The 18,186-nt window shown below is 57.0% G+C and carries 16 protein-coding genes; 2 read left to right on the forward strand and 14 right to left on the reverse strand.

The annotated features are described in order from the left end of the window. Nucleotides 1–357: 357 nt before the first annotated feature. On the forward strand, nucleotides 358–540 hold the full coding sequence (locus EDC27_RS06980) for a hypothetical protein (RefSeq protein WP_123289894.1): 183 nt from the start codon (nucleotides 358–360) through the stop codon (nucleotides 538–540). Nucleotides 541–1,642: 1,102 nt separating this feature from the next. Here EDC27_RS06980 and EDC27_RS06990 read toward each other — a convergent pair. From EDC27_RS06990 to EDC27_RS07035, 10 genes are all read right to left on the reverse strand, one after another. Next, nucleotides 1,643–2,557, reverse strand: coding sequence for a sulfite exporter TauE/SafE family protein (locus EDC27_RS06990; RefSeq protein WP_211334806.1), 915 nt, complete (start codon nucleotides 2,555–2,557; stop codon nucleotides 1,643–1,645). A 97-nt stretch (nucleotides 2,558–2,654) separates the two neighbouring features. Beyond that, nucleotides 2,655–3,014 carry a NifB/NifX family molybdenum-iron cluster-binding protein gene (locus EDC27_RS06995; RefSeq protein WP_123289897.1) on the reverse strand — a complete coding sequence of 120 codons (360 nt, stop codon included), beginning with the start codon at nucleotides 3,012–3,014 and terminating at the stop codon, nucleotides 2,655–2,657. A gap of 42 nt (nucleotides 3,015–3,056) precedes the next feature. Then, complete coding sequence (locus EDC27_RS07000; protein ID WP_123289898.1) at nucleotides 3,057–4,316, reverse strand: iron-sulfur cluster carrier protein MrpORP; 1,260 nt, start codon at nucleotides 4,314–4,316, stop codon at nucleotides 3,057–3,059. 269 nt (nucleotides 4,317–4,585) lie between these two features. Beyond that, complete coding sequence (locus EDC27_RS07005; protein WP_123289899.1) at nucleotides 4,586–6,025, reverse strand: sigma-54 interaction domain-containing protein; 1,440 nt, start codon at nucleotides 6,023–6,025, stop codon at nucleotides 4,586–4,588. A 10-nt stretch (nucleotides 6,026–6,035) separates the two neighbouring features. Then, nucleotides 6,036–6,341, reverse strand: coding sequence for a universal stress protein (locus EDC27_RS17040; RefSeq protein WP_170161664.1), 306 nt, complete (start codon nucleotides 6,339–6,341; stop codon nucleotides 6,036–6,038). A 205-nt stretch (nucleotides 6,342–6,546) separates the two neighbouring features. Then, entirely contained in the window at nucleotides 6,547–7,473 is a 927-nt protein-coding gene (locus tag EDC27_RS07015; RefSeq protein WP_123289901.1) for an ATP-binding protein, read from the reverse strand. Continuing rightward, entirely contained in the window at nucleotides 7,470–8,381 is a 912-nt protein-coding gene (locus EDC27_RS07020) for a P-loop NTPase (RefSeq protein ID WP_123289902.1), read from the reverse strand. The genes EDC27_RS07015 and EDC27_RS07020 overlap by 4 nt, the downstream gene beginning before the upstream one ends. Continuing rightward, entirely contained in the window at nucleotides 8,378–9,031 is a 654-nt protein-coding gene (locus EDC27_RS16245; protein ID WP_211334807.1) for a NifB/NifX family molybdenum-iron cluster-binding protein, read from the reverse strand. The genes EDC27_RS07020 and EDC27_RS16245 overlap by 4 nt, the downstream gene beginning before the upstream one ends. Nucleotides 9,032–9,268: 237 nt before the next feature. After that, complete coding sequence (locus EDC27_RS07030; protein ID WP_123289903.1) at nucleotides 9,269–9,457, reverse strand: rubredoxin-like domain-containing protein; 189 nt, start codon at nucleotides 9,455–9,457, stop codon at nucleotides 9,269–9,271. A 291-nt stretch (nucleotides 9,458–9,748) separates the two neighbouring features. After that, entirely contained in the window at nucleotides 9,749–11,122 is a 1,374-nt protein-coding gene (locus EDC27_RS07035) for an HDOD domain-containing protein (protein ID WP_170161665.1), read from the reverse strand. Nucleotides 11,123–11,290: 168 nt separating this feature from the next. On the opposite strand from EDC27_RS07035, the gene leuB reads away from it, so the two are divergent. Then, nucleotides 11,291–12,397, forward strand: coding sequence for a 3-isopropylmalate dehydrogenase (leuB, locus tag EDC27_RS07040; protein WP_245994326.1), 1,107 nt, complete (start codon nucleotides 11,291–11,293; stop codon nucleotides 12,395–12,397). 3 nt (nucleotides 12,398–12,400) lie between these two features. Here leuB and EDC27_RS07045 read toward each other — a convergent pair whose 3' ends face one another. The 4 genes from EDC27_RS07045 to EDC27_RS07060 all read right to left on the reverse strand — a co-directional run bounded on the left by EDC27_RS07045 (nucleotide 12,401) and on the right by EDC27_RS07060 (nucleotide 18,049). Further along, nucleotides 12,401–13,357: a YbgA family protein gene (locus tag EDC27_RS07045; RefSeq protein WP_245994327.1), complete on the reverse strand. Its 957-nt coding sequence runs from the start codon at nucleotides 13,355–13,357 to the stop codon at nucleotides 12,401–12,403. Further along, entirely contained in the window at nucleotides 13,357–15,606 is a 2,250-nt protein-coding gene (locus tag EDC27_RS07050) for an LPS-assembly protein LptD (protein ID WP_123289905.1), read from the reverse strand. The genes EDC27_RS07045 and EDC27_RS07050 overlap by 1 nt, the downstream gene beginning before the upstream one ends. Nucleotides 15,607–15,608: 2 nt before the next feature. Beyond that, a complete protein-coding gene (locus EDC27_RS07055; protein ID WP_123289906.1) occupies nucleotides 15,609–16,919 on the reverse strand; it encodes a bifunctional folylpolyglutamate synthase/dihydrofolate synthase in 1,311 nt (436 codons plus the stop codon). A gap of 521 nt (nucleotides 16,920–17,440) precedes the next feature. After that, nucleotides 17,441–18,049 (reverse strand): helix-turn-helix domain-containing protein, encoded by a 609-nt coding sequence (locus EDC27_RS07060; protein WP_123289907.1) that lies wholly within the window; start codon nucleotides 18,047–18,049, stop codon nucleotides 17,441–17,443. Nucleotides 18,050–18,186: the final 137 nt, after the last annotated feature.

Consider the following 18,186-nt stretch of genomic DNA (forward strand, 5'->3'; position numbering starts at 1 on the left):
GCGATTGGCCTGATGCGCTGTTTCACGGCGCCTTGCCTCAGGCTGACAAAACCCACATCTTTAGCAGAAGGCTTCCTGTTTCAGTGAAAAAAGTTGCGTTTCCGGTCTTCTTTTTCCAAACGGCTATAGTGACCCCGCACTGGACCGTACCAGCCATAAGCCGTCGATTTGGTCAGCAAAAGGGGCGGTGTGTGAGGGAAGGAAGAGTGGTTAAGCCAGTTCTTAGGCAAAGATGGACGGCCAATGGTCAAAATGGAGATTGTGCTGGAGATTCTCTAAGGTCACAAAACCATCATGGATGTGGCACGCGAGCACGATGTCCAATAGAGCGAGATCCACCAATGGATCGACACGTTCATGGCCTTCGGGACGCAGGCCCTCAAGGTTCTCTCGAAATCCGTGGAAGCGGTCGAGCAGAAAGAGTTGAAGCGGCACCGTGAAAAGATGGGTGAACGGGTGCTGCAGATGGAGGTTTTAAAAAAAGCCGACGCTATTCTCAGCGAGGCAGAGAGCTCGTTTTACGATGGAAAACGGAGCTAGAGGCCCAGGGCCATAAAGTGAGTTGGCGCAAGGTCGCTGAGTGGGTGGGGGTTTGTTGGTCGACGGTGTACGAGAAGCCTCGAAGGCGCAAGCCGGCGGGGGTTGATCGGGAGATGGAACAGCCCATCTAACACCTTATTCGGCGTGATCCCCGCGATGGCTATCGAAGGATCACCGTTATGCTTCGTCGGCTTATGGGCTTGATGGTCACCAAGAAAAAGGCCCAGCGAATCATTCGGCGCCATGGTTGGACCGTGTCTCAACGCCATGGAGTCATGCGGCCTCGTATTCAAAAGAAAGCCTCGGTGCCTGAAAGTCCCCATAAGCGGTGGGCAACGGCTATGACCCACTTTTTTTGCTCGGATTCCGGGTGGTGTCATGGGATTGCAGTGATCGATTGTTGGAAACGGGAGGTTGTGGGTTATCGCATCAGCCGGAAACAAAACGCCAAGGTGGCGAAAAGGGGCTTGGGAAGATACGCTCATTTGCCGGCTTAACACAATCAAGCCGCCTCCCGGGGGCTTGCCCTCAGAAGTGACAACGGGCTCGTCTTCACGTCCAAACGTAATCTAGAACTAGTGCGTGTTTGGGGTCTTCGCCCTGAAGACATCAGCCCTGGAATGATCGAGCGGTTCATGAGAACGCCTAAAGAATAGTGTGTCCGGCTCAACCTGGTTTCGTCTTTTCACGAGACCAAGGAGATCATCGAGGGCTGGATCCAAGTGGACAACACCGAGAGCACCGCGCACACAAAACGAAAATTTTAGTCTTGATTCCTAGGGATCACGACACTGCCTTTTGCTCACCCCCATTGATACCCGGGGCACCACATAGGGGCAGGCCCTCCGTGCGTGCCCCAATCAGGGGCAGCCACAAGGGCTGCCCCTACATGATGCGGACAGACAAGCCAAGAGCAGCACGGTCACAAGAACGCATATTTTGGTCTTGATTCCTAGAGGTCATTCCAAAAGGCGACTCGAACAGACGAGCAGGCCTTGGCTGGAGTCCTGAAGCTTTAAGCTTTATGGCATAATTCAAGATGTGACCCCATTAGTCATGCATTTTGGTCTTGATTCCCAGGAGTCATGAGACGGTCTTATTTTTACCAAACGGTGATACCGAAATATCCAGCGATAAACTTGATGGAAACGTAAAGGAAATAAAGGCCGAAGATCAATTTGAGAGTCGTTGGCTTAAAGCGCTTGATGATCGCCGCGCCGATCTGGGCTCCGACAGTGGTCCCTCCGGCCAGCAGAAGACCCGAGCTCACCGCCACGTAGCCCTGAACGAGTTTGATTCCTCCACCGACAACGGCCAGGGGGATCATCGTGGCCAGGGAGGTTCCCATCGTGACATAGACAGGAGCCCCAAAGAGATATATCAATCCCGGAACAAGCACATATCCCCCGCCAAGCCCGACGATGCCAGTAAGGACTCCGACGAATAGCCCCATGAGCGCCCACCCCCATGCAGGCCCCGGGACCGTGGCGCCTTCCTGTTGGGGTTTCTTGGCGTGCAGAGCTCCTTCCCAAATCATTCGCACGGCCGGCCACAGAAAAGCCGCGCCTAAAATGAGGTTCAAGAGCTTCGCGTGGTTGCTCAACAGAGTGAAAAGGTACGAACCGGCAACGACGCCGACGATTCCGGCTCCACCAAGCCACGCGGTGGCGGAGACATCCAGGTTTTTTCGCGCAAGGTGCCCGATTCCACCCGATATGCCCGTAAAGATGACGGCAAAGAGTGTTGTTCCAATGGCGACCGTGGCCGGATACCCCATCCAGAAGTGGATAACGGGCAGCATCACGCTGCAGCCTCCTGTGCCGATGAGGCCCCCTAGGACACCCGCGACAAGGCCGACGCACACCAGGCTGATGCCTCGGTGGATGGTTATCGCCGGCACGCCGACGTCTTGTGGAATTTTGGAGGTCAAGGACCAAGTCGCCAGTAACGTCACCGCAATGAGAAGAAGTCCTGTCGGCAGATAATTCGTGACCATTCTATTAGACCACGAGTTCATGCCTTCTCTCCCTTAATCTATCGATGTTCAGGGATTCGGGTCAAAGGCCGGGATATCCGTTTGGATACCCCGGCAGGGCGCCACACAAAGGGGCCGCTCACCAGTGACCTGGCGCGTTGGGAGCCGTCGATGGCGTAAGGTCCCCTTTTTTAAAGCGGGCGACGGCCTCCTTGACGGTCCCCGAAACCCCCACGTAAACGGGAATGCCTGCGGCTTGAAGCACCTGAAAAGCTTTGGGACCGCAGTGCCCGGTGAGGACGGCTGCGGGCTTCATTTGGGCGATCAAAGAGGCCGCCTGGACTCCGGCGCCTTGAGCGGCCTGAAGATTTTGGCTGTTGGAAACGACCTCGAAGTCCAGAGTTTCTGTATCCACCAGTAGAAAAAACGCAGTCCTGCCGAACCTTGGATCCACCTGGGAATTCACATCCTTTCCCGTGCAGCTCACGGCGACTTTCATGAATGCTCTCCCTTCAATAGTTTTTTCATGCACTTCACTCGGTCAATGATCGCAGACGTTGGCTCCGCATTCCAAAGTGCCTTCAAGATAGCGCCGCACCAGGTTCTGCGGATCGTCGGTGGGGGCGCCCGTGAGCACTCGAATTCCCCTTTCTTCGAAAAGGCCGATGGCCCGCCGGCCCATTCCTCCGGCGATGACCATTCCCACCCCGTGATCGGCCAGCCAACGCGGAAGAAGGCCCGGTTCATGAGGGGGAGGCGTCACTTCGGTGCGGTTTTGAATTTCCGAGCCGCGCACGTCGATAAGGACAAACTTTTCGCAGTGCCCGAAATGATTGCACAATCTTCCTTCAGCAGTAGGAACAGCGATGCGCAAAACATTGGGTTCCATGGCGGTTTTTTCCTCGCTTTCTTCCCTTCGGATTTCTTGGTCTTGAAAATCGGCCGGCGGCGAGCACCTTTGGATGACCTCTGCCGTCAGAGCGTTCAAGGCGTTGGCATAGGAGCCGTTTTCCGACTGCACCAGCCCCAGCGTCGTTCCGGCGTCCCCAGCCTCCACGACGCGCAGATCGAAAGGCAGGTTTCCCAGAAAATGGACGTGCATGCGCTCGGCGGTTTTTCGGCCCCCTCCGGCCCCAAAAAGGGGCACTTCCTTGCCGCAATGGGGGCATACCAACGCGCTCATGTTTTCCACAAGGCCCAGGATCGGCACATGGGCCCGGCGGCAAAAGTTGATGGATTTTCGAACATCCTGCAGGGCGATTTCCTGAGGCGTTGTCACGACCACGGCATGAACGTCGGGTATCGTCTGGGCAATGCTCAGGGGCTCATCGCCTGTTCCCGGGGGACAGTCCACGATCAGATAATCCAGATCGCCCCAATGCACCTCGGCGATAAATTGCTTGATGACCCCGTGTTTGACGGGTCCTCTCCAAATCACGGCGGCATCTGGATTGTCTAACAGGAGTTGGATGGACACCACATGCAGGTTTTCCGTCAAGGCGTGCGGAACCAATCGTTTCTGGTCATCCACATGAAAGCTCCCTTGAACCCCGAGGATCTTGGGGATGCTCGGTCCGTGAAGGTCCACGTCCAAAAGCCCCACTCGAAAACCTCTTTGCGCCAGGGCGATGGCCAACCCCGCTGCCACACTGCTTTTGCCCACACCGCCTTTGCCGCTCATGACCAAAAGCTTATGACCGATGCGGCGCAGCTGCTCGTGCACCAGACGGTCCTCGTCCTTATCGGCATGCGCCTTTCCGCCCGAGCAGGCCGAATCTCCGTGCTGACATGAATGTGCCATGATGTTATCCACCTCCTTTGCCTGAACGTGAAAAACTCCATGCATTGCGCTGCAGGGGCCAAAAGAACGGACCCGATCACGCGATGATCAAGGACCGTGCCAGGCTGGGTGTTTCCATGGCGCAGCAGCGCCAAACGCTTCGGGGAGATAGGAAAACGGAGGAAACCCGGGGCCGGAGCGAACCCGCGCGGATGCCGAGAAGGGAACAAAATGCATCCTAACCGTCTTCATCCAGGGCGGTTTCGGGGCGATGCGTCGCCAAAACCGGATTATGGGGCAGGATTGGGGGAATGCGGCGTGGGCGAGGATTTGCGGCCGTGGGGCGGGATGAGCGAGTCCAAGCCGTGCCTGAGAATCTTTCGGCGAAGCGTGTTTTTGTCGATGCCCAGTTCGCGGGCCGTCGCCATGCGTTTCCACTGATTGCGCTCTAAGGCTTCCCAAATGGCCCGTTTTTCAATATCTTCCAGACTCCAACCGCGGGGCGGTTCAAACCCCGCTCGCACTTTCTGAAGATGTTCCGGCAAATGTTCGGGGCGAATCCAGCCTTCACGGCACAAAATGAAGGCATGTTCCACGGCGTTTTCCAGTTCCCGAATGTTGCCGGGCCAATCATGCGTCATGAAGATTTGCAGGGCTTCGTGGCTCAGGCCGTAAATTTTCTTATTTTGCAATCGGTTGAAACGATCCACGAAGTGGTTGACCAACAAGGGAATGTCCTCGCGGCGCTGCGACAGGGGCGGCAGCCACAGCTTCACCACATTGATGCGGTAGAAAAGATCTTTTCGGAACAGCCCCTCTTCTACGAGCTGCTCCAGATCCTTGTTGGATGCCGCGATGATGCGCACATTCGCCTTGCAGCTTTTGGAAGACCCCAAGGGCTCGTAGACGCGCTCCTCAAGGACTCGAAGGAGCCGAACCTGCAGGGCCGCTGACACGTCCCCGATTTCATCCAAAAACAAGGTTCCCCCTTCGGCTAGAGCGAAACGGCCGCTGCGGTCTCGCTTGGCGTCGGTGAAGGCCCCCGCCACATGGCCGAACAATTCCGATTCCAAAAGGGTATCGGGTAAGGCGCCGCAGTTGACGGCCACAAAGGGCCCCTTGGCCCTGCGGCTCAGGGAGTGAATGGTTCGCGCCAGAACTTCCTTGCCGGTGCCGCTTTCTCCCTGAATCAACACCGTGCTTTCGCTCTGAGCGATCTGCGGCAAAATGGTGAACAAGCGCTGCATGGCGGGCGCCTTGGAAAGGATGTCTCCGAACCGGTACTTCTTGTGGATTTCCCGGCGCAGGGTTTCCACATCCGTGAGGTCCCGAAAGGTTTCCACGCCGCCCACGGTGCGCCCGGCGTCGTCTTTGAGAAGCGCCGTGCTGATGCTGATGGGAACTTCACGGTTTTCCGCGTTGAGGATCGCCACGGCCTGTTCCACCACGGCTTTTCCCGTTTCCATGGTGTGGCGCAGAGCACAGGCCGTCTCGCAGATGTTGGCCCGAAAGACTTCACAACAGGGCCTGCCCAAAGCGTCCTGCGCGGGAACCCCCGTTATCCTTTCCGCCGCCTTGTTGAAAAAGGTGATGCGGAAATTCGGATCCACCGTAAAGACCCCGTCGGCGATGCTGTCCAGAATGGTTCGCGCCCATTCCAAAGACGGCGGTGGTCCAGGGTCCGGCGACACCAACGGAGATGAGCTTCTCTCACGCGGCGTGCCCGGCATCAACCCAGCCTCATTTCCCCGTGTTGCGCCTTCCGCCTCCCCCAATAGATTCATCATTCCTCTTGACCACGATGACGGGTTTCTTGGCATGACGGATCACGTCGTTCGAAAGCGAACCCGATAGCACGGCACTCAAATTGCTCCGGCCGTGGGAGCCCAAGATGATCGCCGACACGTTTTCCTCATCGGCCACTTCCAGAATGCTTATGGACGGATTGTCCTCTAGCGCTGGAGTCTTTCTGTCAAAGCCCGCGGCCTTGAACTCCTTCTCAATGGGGTGCCTTCCTCCCCAGCCTTTCCGCCGGAGCGACTTCAAGACCTCTTTCAGGAAATGGGCCCATCTTTTCCCAAAAGCGCCGCTCCCTTGGCCATGCAGGCCACGGTCTTGTCATAGAGCACGCGAAAAACCACGACGTGTTTGGCTCAGACCCCTCGCATGGCCTTGAGATATTGAACGCCTTCCTGGAAACATTTGAAAAATCCGTCGGAGCGAGATTTTTTTAAACAGAGGATGCCCTTTCTTACGCCTGCGCTCTGTCCCATGCCATCGGCGTGTCCTCGAAAGGCTCGAGGGCACCGTCTGCGTTTTCTTCTAAAAGAGCCTGCAGACCTTCCCAGACCTTTTGAATGGATCGCACAACCAGTGTTTCACCGTATTCGACCAGGCTTCGGCCGTCAACCTGAGACCGGGTCACCAAGGGGTCAAAAGGGATAAAACCCAAAAAAGGGGCCCCTCGCTTGCGCGCCTCTTCCGCGATTTCATGAGCTCCTTGCGGGTGCAGATCGCATTTATTCACGCACACAGCAGCGGGCACTCGAAAGTGATTGGCCAAGGCAAGGACGCGCTCCATATCGTGGCGCCCGGAAACCGTGGGTTCCGCCACCGCCAAGACGGCATCGGCGTTTCCGATGGAGGCGATCACGGGGCATCCCACACCCGGCGGACCGTCGGTCAGGATCAGATCCATGCGGCGGCTTTCGGCAAGGCGGCGCGCTTCGCGGCGGACGAGGGTCACCAATTTGCCCGAATTTTCTTCTGCAATGCCGAGCCGAGCATGCACCATGGGGCCGTAGACCGTATTCGACACATACCAGACGCCGCAGGTCTTTTCGAGAAACTTTACGGCCCGTTCAGGACACACATGGGCGCACACGCCGCACCCCTCGCACAGAAGCGGTTCGACGCGAAACGCTTCGTCAATGGCCCCAAACCGGCACCGTTGCCGGCATAGGCCGCACTGAGTGCAGCGTTCAGGGTCGATTTTGGCTTCGTGACCGGAAACAAAGTCGTGGGTTTCCACGATTCGAGGCCGAGTCACAAGGTGCAGGTCCGCTGCATCCACATCCGCATCACATAAAACGACTTTTCCGGCCAAAGCGGCAAAGGCCGCCACAAGACTCGTCTTTCCTGTACCGCCCTTGCCACTGATCACGACGAATTCCTTCATGCCGAAACCTCGCGCGTCTCAGGGGCCGCCCCCCACTCTTTGGGCGAAGCGCCGGAAGACGCCCGCTCCAATTCTCGAACCACCGCCTTGTAGAGCCCCTGCATCATGGTTTTCCATTCAGGAAAGACATCCACAAGAAGATGCCCTTGAGCGTACTGTTCCGCCACTTTTCGATCAAAAGGGATTTCCAAAAGGATGGGTAAGTTTTCGCCATGAGCGAAGGTGTGAATGCGGTCGTCTCCGACGTCGCACCGATTGACGACAAGCCCGCAGGGGATGCCCATCTTCTTCACCGCAGCAACGGCCAAGGCGAGATCGTTCAGACCGAACGGCGTCGGTTCGGTCACTAAGACGACATAATCGACGCCCCACAGACTGGCCACCACTGGACAAGATGTGCCCGGCGGCGCGTCCACGAGCACCACCGCACAATTCGGGATATCGGCTGCCGCCTGGCGCACGGCGCCAATGAGAGGAGGAGCCATGGCTTCCCCAATGCGCAGCGTGCCGTTCACGACCCGAATGGGGCCGCGACGCCCCGTACGCCGCTCTCCGATCTGCCGAGACCCCCACGAGATTGCCTCCGCGGGGCACACCAACGCGCAGCCGCCGCAGCTGTGACACAACTCGTGAAAGGTCAGGACCGTTTCCGGAAGCACCGCGATGGCCTTGAACTGGCACAGATCCTGACACGCTCCGCACAGCGTGCATTTTTGCGCATCCACGACCGGAACGTCTAATGTGATCGGGGTCACGACGTCCCAGTGCGGCTTGAGAAACAGATGGGCGTTGGGTTCTTCCACATCACAGTCGGCCAAAACCACGGAGCATTCCAGTGCCGCCGCCAGGTTGCAGGCCACGGTGGTTTTTCCCGTCCCGCCCTTGCCGCTGGCAATGCCGAGAATCATATCGCATCCCCCCGCACCATGGCTTTGCCGCACTTGGGACAAGTCATCTCCACACACGGAACACCTGGTCGATGGGGCACCTTTTCGCCGCAGGCGGGGCAGGCGCACATCGCGGAAACTCCCTGAGCGCCGCGCCCCATGCCGGCTCCCTGTCCCCCTCCGGCTCGGCAGCGTCCTCGACCACCCTGGCCTTGACCTCGGCCTTGCCCTCGGCCTCCACCCCCACCCGAACTTCCAAAGCCTTTGCCTTTTCCCGGCGCCATGATCTTTTCTCCTTCCTTGCCCAAAAAGGACCGACACGATCGATACCGCCTCGGTCCGCCACATCCCGGCAGCCAAAAGTCAGGCTGGTCCAGCCGCCCGCTGCGGTAGGCCCGAAGCACCTCGTCCACATTTCCCGCCACTCCGTGCAACACGTGCAGGCCCAGGCCCTCCGCGTAAAGAAGCAATTCGCGGCTGATGGCCCCGCAGATCAACACAATGGCGTTTTCTGCTTTGATCCGCTCCAGCCGTTCATAGGGGCTCCAATCGCCCACATCCAAAACGGTGCCTGCGAAATCCCCCTCGCCGAAATCGCCGATAAGAAAAATCTGCGTGCACCAGTCCAGTACCGGTGCCACACGGCCCTTGAAAACGGCCACAGCCACCATGGGTTCACTCCTTGTGCGAGTCAAAGGCTCGAAGGGGCAAGTTTCATGCCGAATGCGGCGGTTCGACCCATGGCGTTTCGAATCGCCGGAGCGAAGCTTTAAGATACGGGGGAAGGAAAAGCCTGGGTGATAGAATCGACGGAGACATCTTTTCAGGCCAAAAACCAGAAGGGGTGCATATTGTTCCCTCATGGGGATGATCCAGGAACGATATGCACCTTCACAGCATGGGGTGGGTTATTTTTGGGATTTGCTGCTTTCCTGAAAGACCTGAGGATTCACGTTCCCTGAATCGGGCCCGCCGCATTCCGGAATGTAGCAGGTGACATCCAGGAATTCGCATTTTTCCTTGCACGACGGGCAGGTTTCCGGGGGCGTGAGCGCCTGCAGAGTATGACCGCAATTGTTGCATTTCCAGATGGTCATGGTGTGTCCTCCTTTTTGCAGCGGCATTGACGATCTGGGATGACATCAAGAACCCACCCTTTCAAAGGGCACGGTTCTACTTTTCTCTTTTCGCATAATCATGCTCGAAAAGAAAGACACGGGGACCGAAGTCGCCAGGGTTGCCCAAGGTTTTCAACGGCACCCTTTACCCCTCTGGGTTCCATGAAACGCATCGCGCCGTGGTCTTAGGGGTCATGGCGGATGTCTAAGTCTGTGATGGGCGGCGCGATGGAGCTTTGCGGCGTGCACCGCTTGGCCGGAAGGCTTTTTTTACGGGAACGGCTGTGGAGCGTCGTGGGCGGTGTCGTCGAGGGCCTGATCCTTTTCATGGATGCCCTTAAGAAATTGGCGAACGTGTTCCGGAAGGGCGCCGCCCTTCTTTTCCAAGCTGGGGAGCAGGTGATCGCGGGTGAGGCTTTCCACGTCCTTGACCCGCAGGTTCAAGACGCGAAGCCATTCTTCATTATAGGGTTTCCAGAGGTTTTCTCGAGATGCCCCCTGAATGAGTTCGGCGCATTGATGCGAAACGTCAAGAATGGCCACCAAAAGGCGGGCGTTGGCGGGAATCTGATCGGGCGGCGAAAAAATCGGGTAGTCTTGCATTTCCACGGCACGGCAGACGTTTTCCGGAATGTTCCATTCCTGCAGCAAAAGGGATCCCAGCTTGGCGGAATCCAGCAGGTCGATAAGCACGGAGAGCTTTGGATTTTGCTTTTTCATGAGGAGCAGAACGCTCTTGCCGATGTCGTGCAGCAGTGCCACCGTGCTCACCATGGACGCTTGCTGGCGGTTGACCAACTGGGCGATTTCGTAGGCCATGTGAGAAATAACCACCGAATGGTTGTGCAATGCTCGAAAAGGGGGCGTATTGGGCATGGTGCGACGCAGCCCGTCGGCAATGACCAACTGATAGACTTGGTTGAATCCGAGAAGAATGACGGCGTGCTGAAAGTCCGAAATTTTCTTTTGCCAATTGTAGTAAGCGGAATTGACGCGCTTGAGAACGGCGCTGACGAGAGACGGGTCGTTCTTGGCTAGGGCGGCCACGTCTTTGGCCGATACCTTGGCGTCGAGAAGCATATGGGCCAGGCGGCTGGCATACATGGGCAGCTGGGGCACCTTTTTGAGCATGCCCACGATCATCTCCGACTGCGTGTAATCTTGAGTGCGTTCCACGATGCTTCGGCGCGCAAACCGGGTCATGAAATCACAATGGGCCGATAAGCTTTCCTGGCGGGCCATGTGCTCTTGAAGCCGCCTTTGAAAGGTGTCGATGAGTTTCTTGGTCAGAAAGGCGCTGAGGGAAGGCTCCAGGCTGTCCAGGAGTGTTTCGGGAAAGGACAGCACCATGGCGGCCTGTGTGGCGACGGCGGCCGTGAGAGTTCCCGAGGAGGCAAAAAACCGGCTTTCACACAGGACATCTCCGGGCTGGCACACCGCCACCTGGCGGGTCGTGCTGCCCGAGCGCTTGAGCAACCTCAGGCTTCCCTTGAGGAGCAGATGGATCGTTCGGTCCCCTTCCCCTTCGCGAAATAACACATCACCGGAGGCAAGGTTTCTCAGGGAACCCACATTGTAGAGCCCGATGAGAATTTTCTCATGGATTCCCGGCAAAGCCTTGAACCACTCGTGATCGTTCGTCATCTTCGGCGCTCCGTGCATAGAATTCTCCCCGATTCCGGTTGTTCGACCATCTCTCCCTCTATGACTTTCGGCCAATGTGGCTCAGAAGGTTAAGGAAAATTGACAAGGCGGGTGAATGAGGCTACTGTCCGGCCGTTTGGCTCCCGGCTGGGCAGAGGACACACTGGCATGGGCAGAAAGGTTGAGCGCATGGAAAAGAAAATCGCGGTGCTGGCAGGGGACGGAATTGGGCCTGAGGTCATGGCCGAGGCCATCAAGGTGCTCAAGGTGGTGGAAAAAGAATTCGGCATCGCCATGGCCTTTGAAGAGGCCGACGTGGGGGGATGCGCCATCGACAAACACGGCCACGCGCTGCCTGAAAAAACCCTGGATGTGTGCCGACAAAGCGATGCCATTCTTTTCGGTTCCGTGGGCGGTCCCAAGTGGGAAAGTCTGCCGCCGGAACAGCAGCCCGAACGAGCGGCTTTGCTGCCTTTGCGCAAGATTTTCGATCTGTTCTGTAATCTTCGGCCGGCCCGCGTGTATTCCGCTTTGGCTTCCGCCAGTCCCTTGCGGCCGGACATTGTTGGCGACGGCTTTGACATCTTATGCCTTCGCGAACTGGCGGGGGGCATCTATTTCGGCCAACCCAAGGGAAGGGAGGGCACCGGGCCGAAAGAGCGCGCCTATGACACCATGGTCTATCACCGTTGGGAAATTCAGCGGATTGCTCGAAAGGCTTTTGAAATCGCTCGCACTCGCCGCAAAAAGGTGACGTCCATCGACAAGGCCAATGTGCTGACGTCCATGGTCTTATGGCGGGAAGTGGTGGTGGAGATGGCGCGGGACTATCCCGATGTCACGCTGAACCACATGTATGTGGACAATGCCACCATGCAGCTCATGCGCGATCCGCACCAGTTTGACGTGCTTCTGTGCGGCAACATGTTCGGCGACATTCTCTCGGACCAATGCGCCATGCTGACCGGGTCTCTGGGGCTGCTGCCGTCGGCGAGCCTAGGCGCTTCCGACTTTGGTCTCTATGAACCTGCTGGAGGTTCCGCTCCGGACATTGCCGGCCAAGGCATTGCCAACCCCATTGCCCAAATTCTATCCGCAGCGCTCATGTTGCGCCACAGCTTTCATCGAGAAGATGCGGCGTCGGCTGTGGAACGTGCGGTGGCCGAAACCATCGAAGCGGGTCTTCGCACGGCGGACATTGCGCGCGGAGCGCAGAGGCCTGTGAGTACGACAGCCATGGGCGATGCCATCGCGGAGCGCGTGCGCCGGTCATAGAGGTCAAGCGTGGTTACGGAGTTTGAGTTCCAAGGGATGAGGGTTGAGGTAGAATTGGCGCTTTAGGTAGGGCTGATCGTATTTTCGAACGTAGTGGTTGATGAGGGTGATAGGGACGATGAGCGGATAAAGGCCTCGGTGGTAGGCTTCGATGATTTCTCGTAGCTCTTCCTTTTCCGAGGGCGACAACTCCTTCTTGAAGTATCCCATCAGGTGATAGAGCACGTTGGTGTTTTTTTTGACGGTGGCTTTGAGTTTCAGGGCTTCGCTCATCAGGTGTTCATAGCGCTCGTACAGCGTCTCTAGGGGCAGGGACTTGCCTTCCGCTACCAGTTTTCCCAATTCTCGATGATGCTTGGGGCTGTGGGCCAAATAAAGCAGCTTGTGGTCGGTATGGAACTCCACAAGGCGCCCCAAGTCCTTGCCGCCGCGAACGTGGTCGTCCCAGCGCTTGCGATGAAAGAGTCTTTCGACGAAATTTTCCCGAAGAACTTCATCGTTCAGGCGCCCATCTTCCTCTACCGGAAGATGCGGAAAGGTTTTCATAAAAAGACGCGCAAAAATGCCGACGCCCTTTTTATGCGGCATGCCCTTGGTGTCAAAAATCTTAACCCGTTCCATGCCGCTGCTGGGGGAATTGCTCTTGAAAATAAAACCGCAAAGATTTTCCTTCTTGAGTTCTTCCAGCCGTTGGGCGGCCCAGCGCAGCATCTGATCGGTGACGTCGCGGCGGGTGCGGGTGGTGATAAGGCGAGGATTTTCTGGGTCTCCTTCCAGATGCATGGCCTCGCGAGGAATCCCCATGCCGCATTCTACTTCGGGACACACGGGCACAAACTGAACGTAGGCCCCCAGGATATCCGTCACATAGCGGTTGCGTTGATGGCTGCCGTCGTATCGCACGGCATGGCCCAAAAGGCACGCGCTGACGCCAAGCCGAATCTTGTCCATGGTCTTCATCAAGGGTTGGAAGTCATTGAGACGAGGCCGTCCTGAGCCAAGACGCCGCCGATTTGTCCCAAGCCGACCAGAACCAAAGCCAGCGAAACCTCTTTTTCTTCCGCTTCTTCGCGGTAACTCAGGCGAAGTCCCCAACACCCGTGACGGTAATGAACTCCGTAGGATTGCTTGAAGGTTTCATGTTTGTCGAAAGAATAGTCATAAAGGGCATAGAGACTCAAAGTCGGACGCACCTGCACGTGGATGTCCCCGATGATTTCATCCACCGCCATGTCCTGCCGATAACGGTAGGTCACGTGAGCCCGGTCGCCTCGATGGGAATTGAGCCAAAGCGATAAATCATGAATATTGGTGCGCCCTTGGTAGGGGGAGTAGGTGACATCGTAGGATAGGTTTAGGTACCGCTCAGGTGTCAGGTCCAGGGACATCAAAATATCGGAGAAGCGTTTCCCCGGTTGCGTTTCGATGGGTGGTTTTGGAATGGGCTCATCCAACAAATACGCCTGGTGCACACCCAACCTGGCCCACTCTTTGTATACCGCTTGCGGATCTTGGCCCGGCGGAGTGTGCGTTTTCTTTGTCGTCAAGAAGCTCGAAAAACCGTAAAGGACGGTGTCTTGGCGTCCGATTCGGTCTAGGTCGTCAAACAGCGGCAGATCCTCCTGATCGATGTCCGGAATAAAGACGTATTGGAAGTCTGGGCGAATCACATGCTGCACCGCAAGGGTGTTGGAAGGGCGATACACGCGTTCCAGGCGAGTGGACGCGCTCAGCCGAGCTTCCGGCACCCAGCGCGACTGGAACGTCGTATTGTTCTTCTCAGACATATCCACCTGGTACAGCGTGGATCGCAGCCCTAGGGAGGGTTCCACGGCAAGGTAGGGAAACCAATGGATCGGGTAGGCCAAGGCCGGGAAGACGTCCGTGCGAAGGCCCGTGTCCCCCTGCGGGCGCCAATAATGGACGGCGGAAGCATCCAGGGTGTAATAGGTCGATCCCAGACCCAGAGACGAAGGCGTGACGGAAGCTCGAAGATAGGGGACTTGCTGGACCGTCGTTTCATCGAGCTTTCGATCGAGCTGATTCCAATAACGAATATCCATGCTGGCCACGCCCGATTCCCATCGCCTCAACACATACAGGCTGGATTCCCGCGCCGTGATCGTCTGGTCGTTGAGAATTTCCCGCTGGCTCACTTGGCGAAACGCCCGGTTGGTCGCCGATTGAGACACGGACCCCGACTGAAATTCCTTCAGAAAATTTCGGTCACTCACCAGGTCCAGGTCCAGAAACATTTTCATCTGGTGCGGCAGATCCACCGTGTGGCGAGCTCGAAGCCAGTACCGATCCTTTTCCTGAAAAGGATATCCCCTAGCTCTCAAGTCGTCGGGGTCCGCCTGATCCTCGAGGAAATTCAGAAACCAGACCCCTTCCCCCAAGGCCGCGTGGTGAACCCGGTATTCGGCGCCCAGCATCAGACCCCGCTTTTCCATGGCGTTGGCGTAAAAGGTCCAATCCATGTCTTGACGCCATGCCCAGTAGAACGGCACTTCCAGGTACAGGCCGTGAAGGTTGCTGGAGCCCAGGGTAGGCATGAGCAGGCCCGATTGGCGTTCCTTGTTGACGGGAAAAAGGGCAAAGGGGAGGTAAAAAACGGGCAGTTTTCCGAACCGAAACGATCCGTGCTTGGCCCAGCCCAAGCCGTCCACCGTCACGTCCAGATCGGCAAAGGCAATGGACCAATCCGGAGAAGCCGGGTCACAGGTGGTGAGGGTTCCTCGGGAGACGTGGTAGCGATCGGGCCCGCGCTTGGTAATGTTTTTCCCCGAAATGTAGAAGCCGTTTTCTGAAAAATAAACGGTTCCGCCGTCCACCCAGCCCGTTTCGGTGTCCAGATGCCAGATGACTTTGTCTCCCGTGAGCCAATCCGATCCGTACTGAATACGCACCGATCCCGCCAGTTGCACTTCCTGTTTTTCCAAGTCCACCCGAGCCCAGTCGGCGCGAATGGATTTGTTTTCCGACGTGATATGGACTTTCCCCTCGGCCTGGTAAAGGCGCTGAAGGGCGTCGTAGCGAAGGGTCTGCGCCTCGATGGTCCAGGGAGCCCCCGTCTGAGCAAAGAAGTTTCGAGTCTGTGAAGACTTCTTGGAAGCGGTCTGCGCCTCAAGCCGGCCAGGAGACACCCAGGCCATCACCAGGGCAGTGGTCACAAGGGTCAACCGAATGAGAAGGCGGCTTGTGCCCATGGTCACGCCAACAACCGATCATGGGTTTGGGAAGGTTCTCCGTAGATCTCTTTGACCTCCCCGACAAAATAAAGGGAACCCGTGACGCACACCACATCCTCAGGGGCAGCCAAGGCTTTGGCCTGAGCAATGGCGTCGGCGGGTTTGGGGATCACGAAAATCTTCTTGAGAAAGGGAAAGGCCAGGCGCCGCAGCACATCAGGGTGGGCGGCTCTTCCATATCGAGGTTGCGTAAAAACGACGGTTTCCGCAAGAGGAAGAAGCCTTCGAAAAATGCCTCGAATGTCTTTGTCCGCCATAATGCCCATGACCAGATGCAAGCGACGGTGCGCAAACTGGGTTTTCAGAGCCGTTCGAAGACATTCCGCTCCATGGGGATTGTGAGCGCCGTCCAAAATCACCAAGGGCTGCGTTTCCAAAATTTCCAGGCGTCCGGGCCATCGAACCTGCATCAGCCCTTGCGCAATCTTGTCCGAGTCCAGGGTCAAAAGCCCTTGAGCTTCAAGAACTTCCAGGGCCGCCAAAGCCAAGGCCGCATTGGTGTACTGGTGTTCTCCCAAAAGGCCCAATGGCAGGTTGGACCAGCGCCGTGAAAAACCCTGATAATGAAAATGCTGCGAGCCGTTTTTCTGGACTCGAAAATGAATGCCGTACCGATAGAGGGGCGCCCCTTTTTTCAAACACGCCGTTTTTAGTGTGCTTTGGGCCGCGGGCTGCTTGACGGCAGTCACCACGGGCGTGAAATCCTTAATGATCCCTGCCTTTTCTCGAGCAATGGCCGACAAGGTGGATCCCAAAAACTCCTGGTGATCCATGGCCACGTTGGTGATGATGGCAACGTGCGGGCGAACCACGTTGGTGGCGTCCAGGCGCCCTCCCATGCCCGTTTCAATGATGCCCCAGTCCACACCTTCCTGCGCGAAATAGTGAAAGGCCATGGCCGTCACCGCTTCAAAAAAGGTCGGCCATTCTTCCCCCTCAACCACCTCCATCACGTCCTGAAACACCTGAAAGATGCGTTCCGCCGGCGATTCTTCATCGTTGATGCGAAACCGCTCCGTGAAACGCACCAGGTGGGGGGACGTGTAGAGACCGACACGTAGGCCGTGCCGTGTGAGAATGGAGGAAAGTATCGCGGCCGTGGATCCCTTGCCGTTGGTGCCCGCGATGTGAATTGAGCGAAACCGACGGTGAGGATTTCCCAGGCGTTCCAAAAGGTTTTCCGTTCGGTTGAGACCAAATTTGATGCCCACCTTTTGAAGGTGGCACAGGAAATCCACCGCGGATGCAAAATCGACCGCCGAGCGTGTCATCACCGTGTGCTCTGGATTGTGCCCTTCGTGTGCCTATGCACCAAATTCACCCCGCCCTCCTAAGCCGGGGCGAGCTTTCTTTGCGCGGCGCCGTGACGCGCCCGCCTTTCTCGCAGCAGGTCCAAGCAGGACCTCAAGGTGTTATGCCTGAGGAGCGCCGCCGGACTTCATAAAGCTTAACGGCTTTCGCCGCTTCGAAAGTTCACCTTCTCGAACCGCATCCATACCTAGCACAGTTTGCAGGGCGATAAAAGACATGAAAGAGGAGACGGTCCGGTGCCCAGCCTAAGGGCCGAAGCCCACGCTCTTGTTCGCGAGACCCGGCGATTTTTCGCACGCCGGGTCAACTCACCGGAGTCAATCCCACGGCGTCGGACTAGGCATCACCCTTGATCGCGTTCGAAAAGGTCGAATGAGGGAGCAACGCACGCCGCACAATTCTGTCATCCTTTGCTCCATTGCAGAAGATGAAGCCATGAATTCCTTCTGGGACAGGCTTCACTCCGCGCAGGTCTCGGCCCTCATGTGGGCCGTGGCGAATAGAGCACCGCCACGGCTTTGGCGGGCTTGTCTCCCGCGCATCGAAAACTGTGGCTGATGTCCGAATCCAGGTAAATGCTGTCTCCCGGATGCAGAATCTCCACCCGATCGATCGTGCGAAACTCCACTTCTCCTTCCAGAATGTAGAGAAATTCCTCCCCTTCATGGCTTTGAAAGACCATCTGATCCGCTGCGTGCAAAGGAAATTCCACCAAAAAAGGCTCCATGTGCTTGGACCTTTTGCGAAATTCCAAAGATTCGTAGATGTAGTGGCTTTCCCCTTTGCTCTGATGAGGCCGCCTCTCCAGCCGAGACCGATCTTCGGGCCGTGTGATGGAAATCTTTTGGTCGGTTTCCTGTTCTTGAAAGAAATGGGCGAGGGTCACGTTGAGGGCGCGGGCCAGTTTCATGAGTGTGGCAATGGGCGGGACCACGTGATCGTTTTCTATCTGCGAGAGAAAAGGCTTGGATAAGCCCGTCTTTTGCGCAAGGTCCTGAAGGGTGTACTTGTGTTGCTGGCGAAGTCCTCGCACTTTGTGCCCGATTTTCAACGCCTTCACAGCCAGGTGGATGTCGTCTTGTCTTGCCATCGTGCCTCCTTTGTCCCAAGTTCCGTTGCAGTGCGGCATCGGCCCGAGGAGCATGTGTTGCGAAAAGATCTCGTGCGGAGGAGGAGACAAGATTGGGAAGTTGGGCCCCCATGCTCTTGAAGGTCCATTTTAGCGGA

The sequence above is a fragment of the Desulfosoma caldarium genome (assembly GCF_003751385.1).
Classification (GTDB): Bacteria; Desulfobacterota; Syntrophobacteria; order Syntrophobacterales; family DSM-9756; genus Desulfosoma; species Desulfosoma caldarium.

Coding starts and splice junctions, on each gene's coding strand:
- EDC27_RS06980 (WP_123289894.1), top strand. CDS start 358: ATGGCCTTCGGGACGCAGGCCCTCAAGGTTCTCTCGAAATCCGTGGAA.
- EDC27_RS06990 (WP_211334806.1), bottom strand. CDS start 2,557: ATGAACTCGTGGTCTAATAGAATGGTCACGAATTATCTGCCGACAGGA.
- EDC27_RS06995 (WP_123289897.1), bottom strand. CDS start 3,014: ATGAAAGTCGCCGTGAGCTGCACGGGAAAGGATGTGAATTCCCAGGTG.
- EDC27_RS07000 (WP_123289898.1), bottom strand. CDS start 4,316: ATGGCACATTCATGTCAGCACGGAGATTCGGCCTGCTCGGGCGGAAAG.
- EDC27_RS07005 (WP_123289899.1), bottom strand. CDS start 6,025: ATGCCGGGCACGCCGCGTGAGAGAAGCTCATCTCCGTTGGTGTCGCCG.
- EDC27_RS07015 (WP_123289901.1), bottom strand. CDS start 7,473: ATGAAGGAATTCGTCGTGATCAGTGGCAAGGGCGGTACAGGAAAGACG.
- EDC27_RS07020 (WP_123289902.1), bottom strand. CDS start 8,381: ATGATTCTCGGCATTGCCAGCGGCAAGGGCGGGACGGGAAAAACCACC.
- EDC27_RS16245 (WP_211334807.1), bottom strand. CDS start 9,031: ATGGTGGCTGTGGCCGTTTTCAAGGGCCGTGTGGCACCGGTACTGGAC.
- EDC27_RS07030 (WP_123289903.1), bottom strand. CDS start 9,457: ATGACCATCTGGAAATGCAACAATTGCGGTCATACTCTGCAGGCGCTC.
- EDC27_RS07035 (WP_170161665.1), bottom strand. CDS start 11,122: ATGACGAACGATCACGAGTGGTTCAAGGCTTTGCCGGGAATCCATGAG.
- leuB (WP_245994326.1), top strand. CDS start 11,291: ATGGGCAGAAAGGTTGAGCGCATGGAAAAGAAAATCGCGGTGCTGGCA.
- EDC27_RS07045 (WP_245994327.1), bottom strand. CDS start 13,357: ATGAAGACCATGGACAAGATTCGGCTTGGCGTCAGCGCGTGCCTTTTG.
- EDC27_RS07050 (WP_123289905.1), bottom strand. CDS start 15,606: ATGGGCACAAGCCGCCTTCTCATTCGGTTGACCCTTGTGACCACTGCC.
- EDC27_RS07055 (WP_123289906.1), bottom strand. CDS start 16,919: ATGACACGCTCGGCGGTCGATTTTGCATCCGCGGTGGATTTCCTGTGC.
- EDC27_RS07060 (WP_123289907.1), bottom strand. CDS start 18,049: ATGGCAAGACAAGACGACATCCACCTGGCTGTGAAGGCGTTGAAAATC.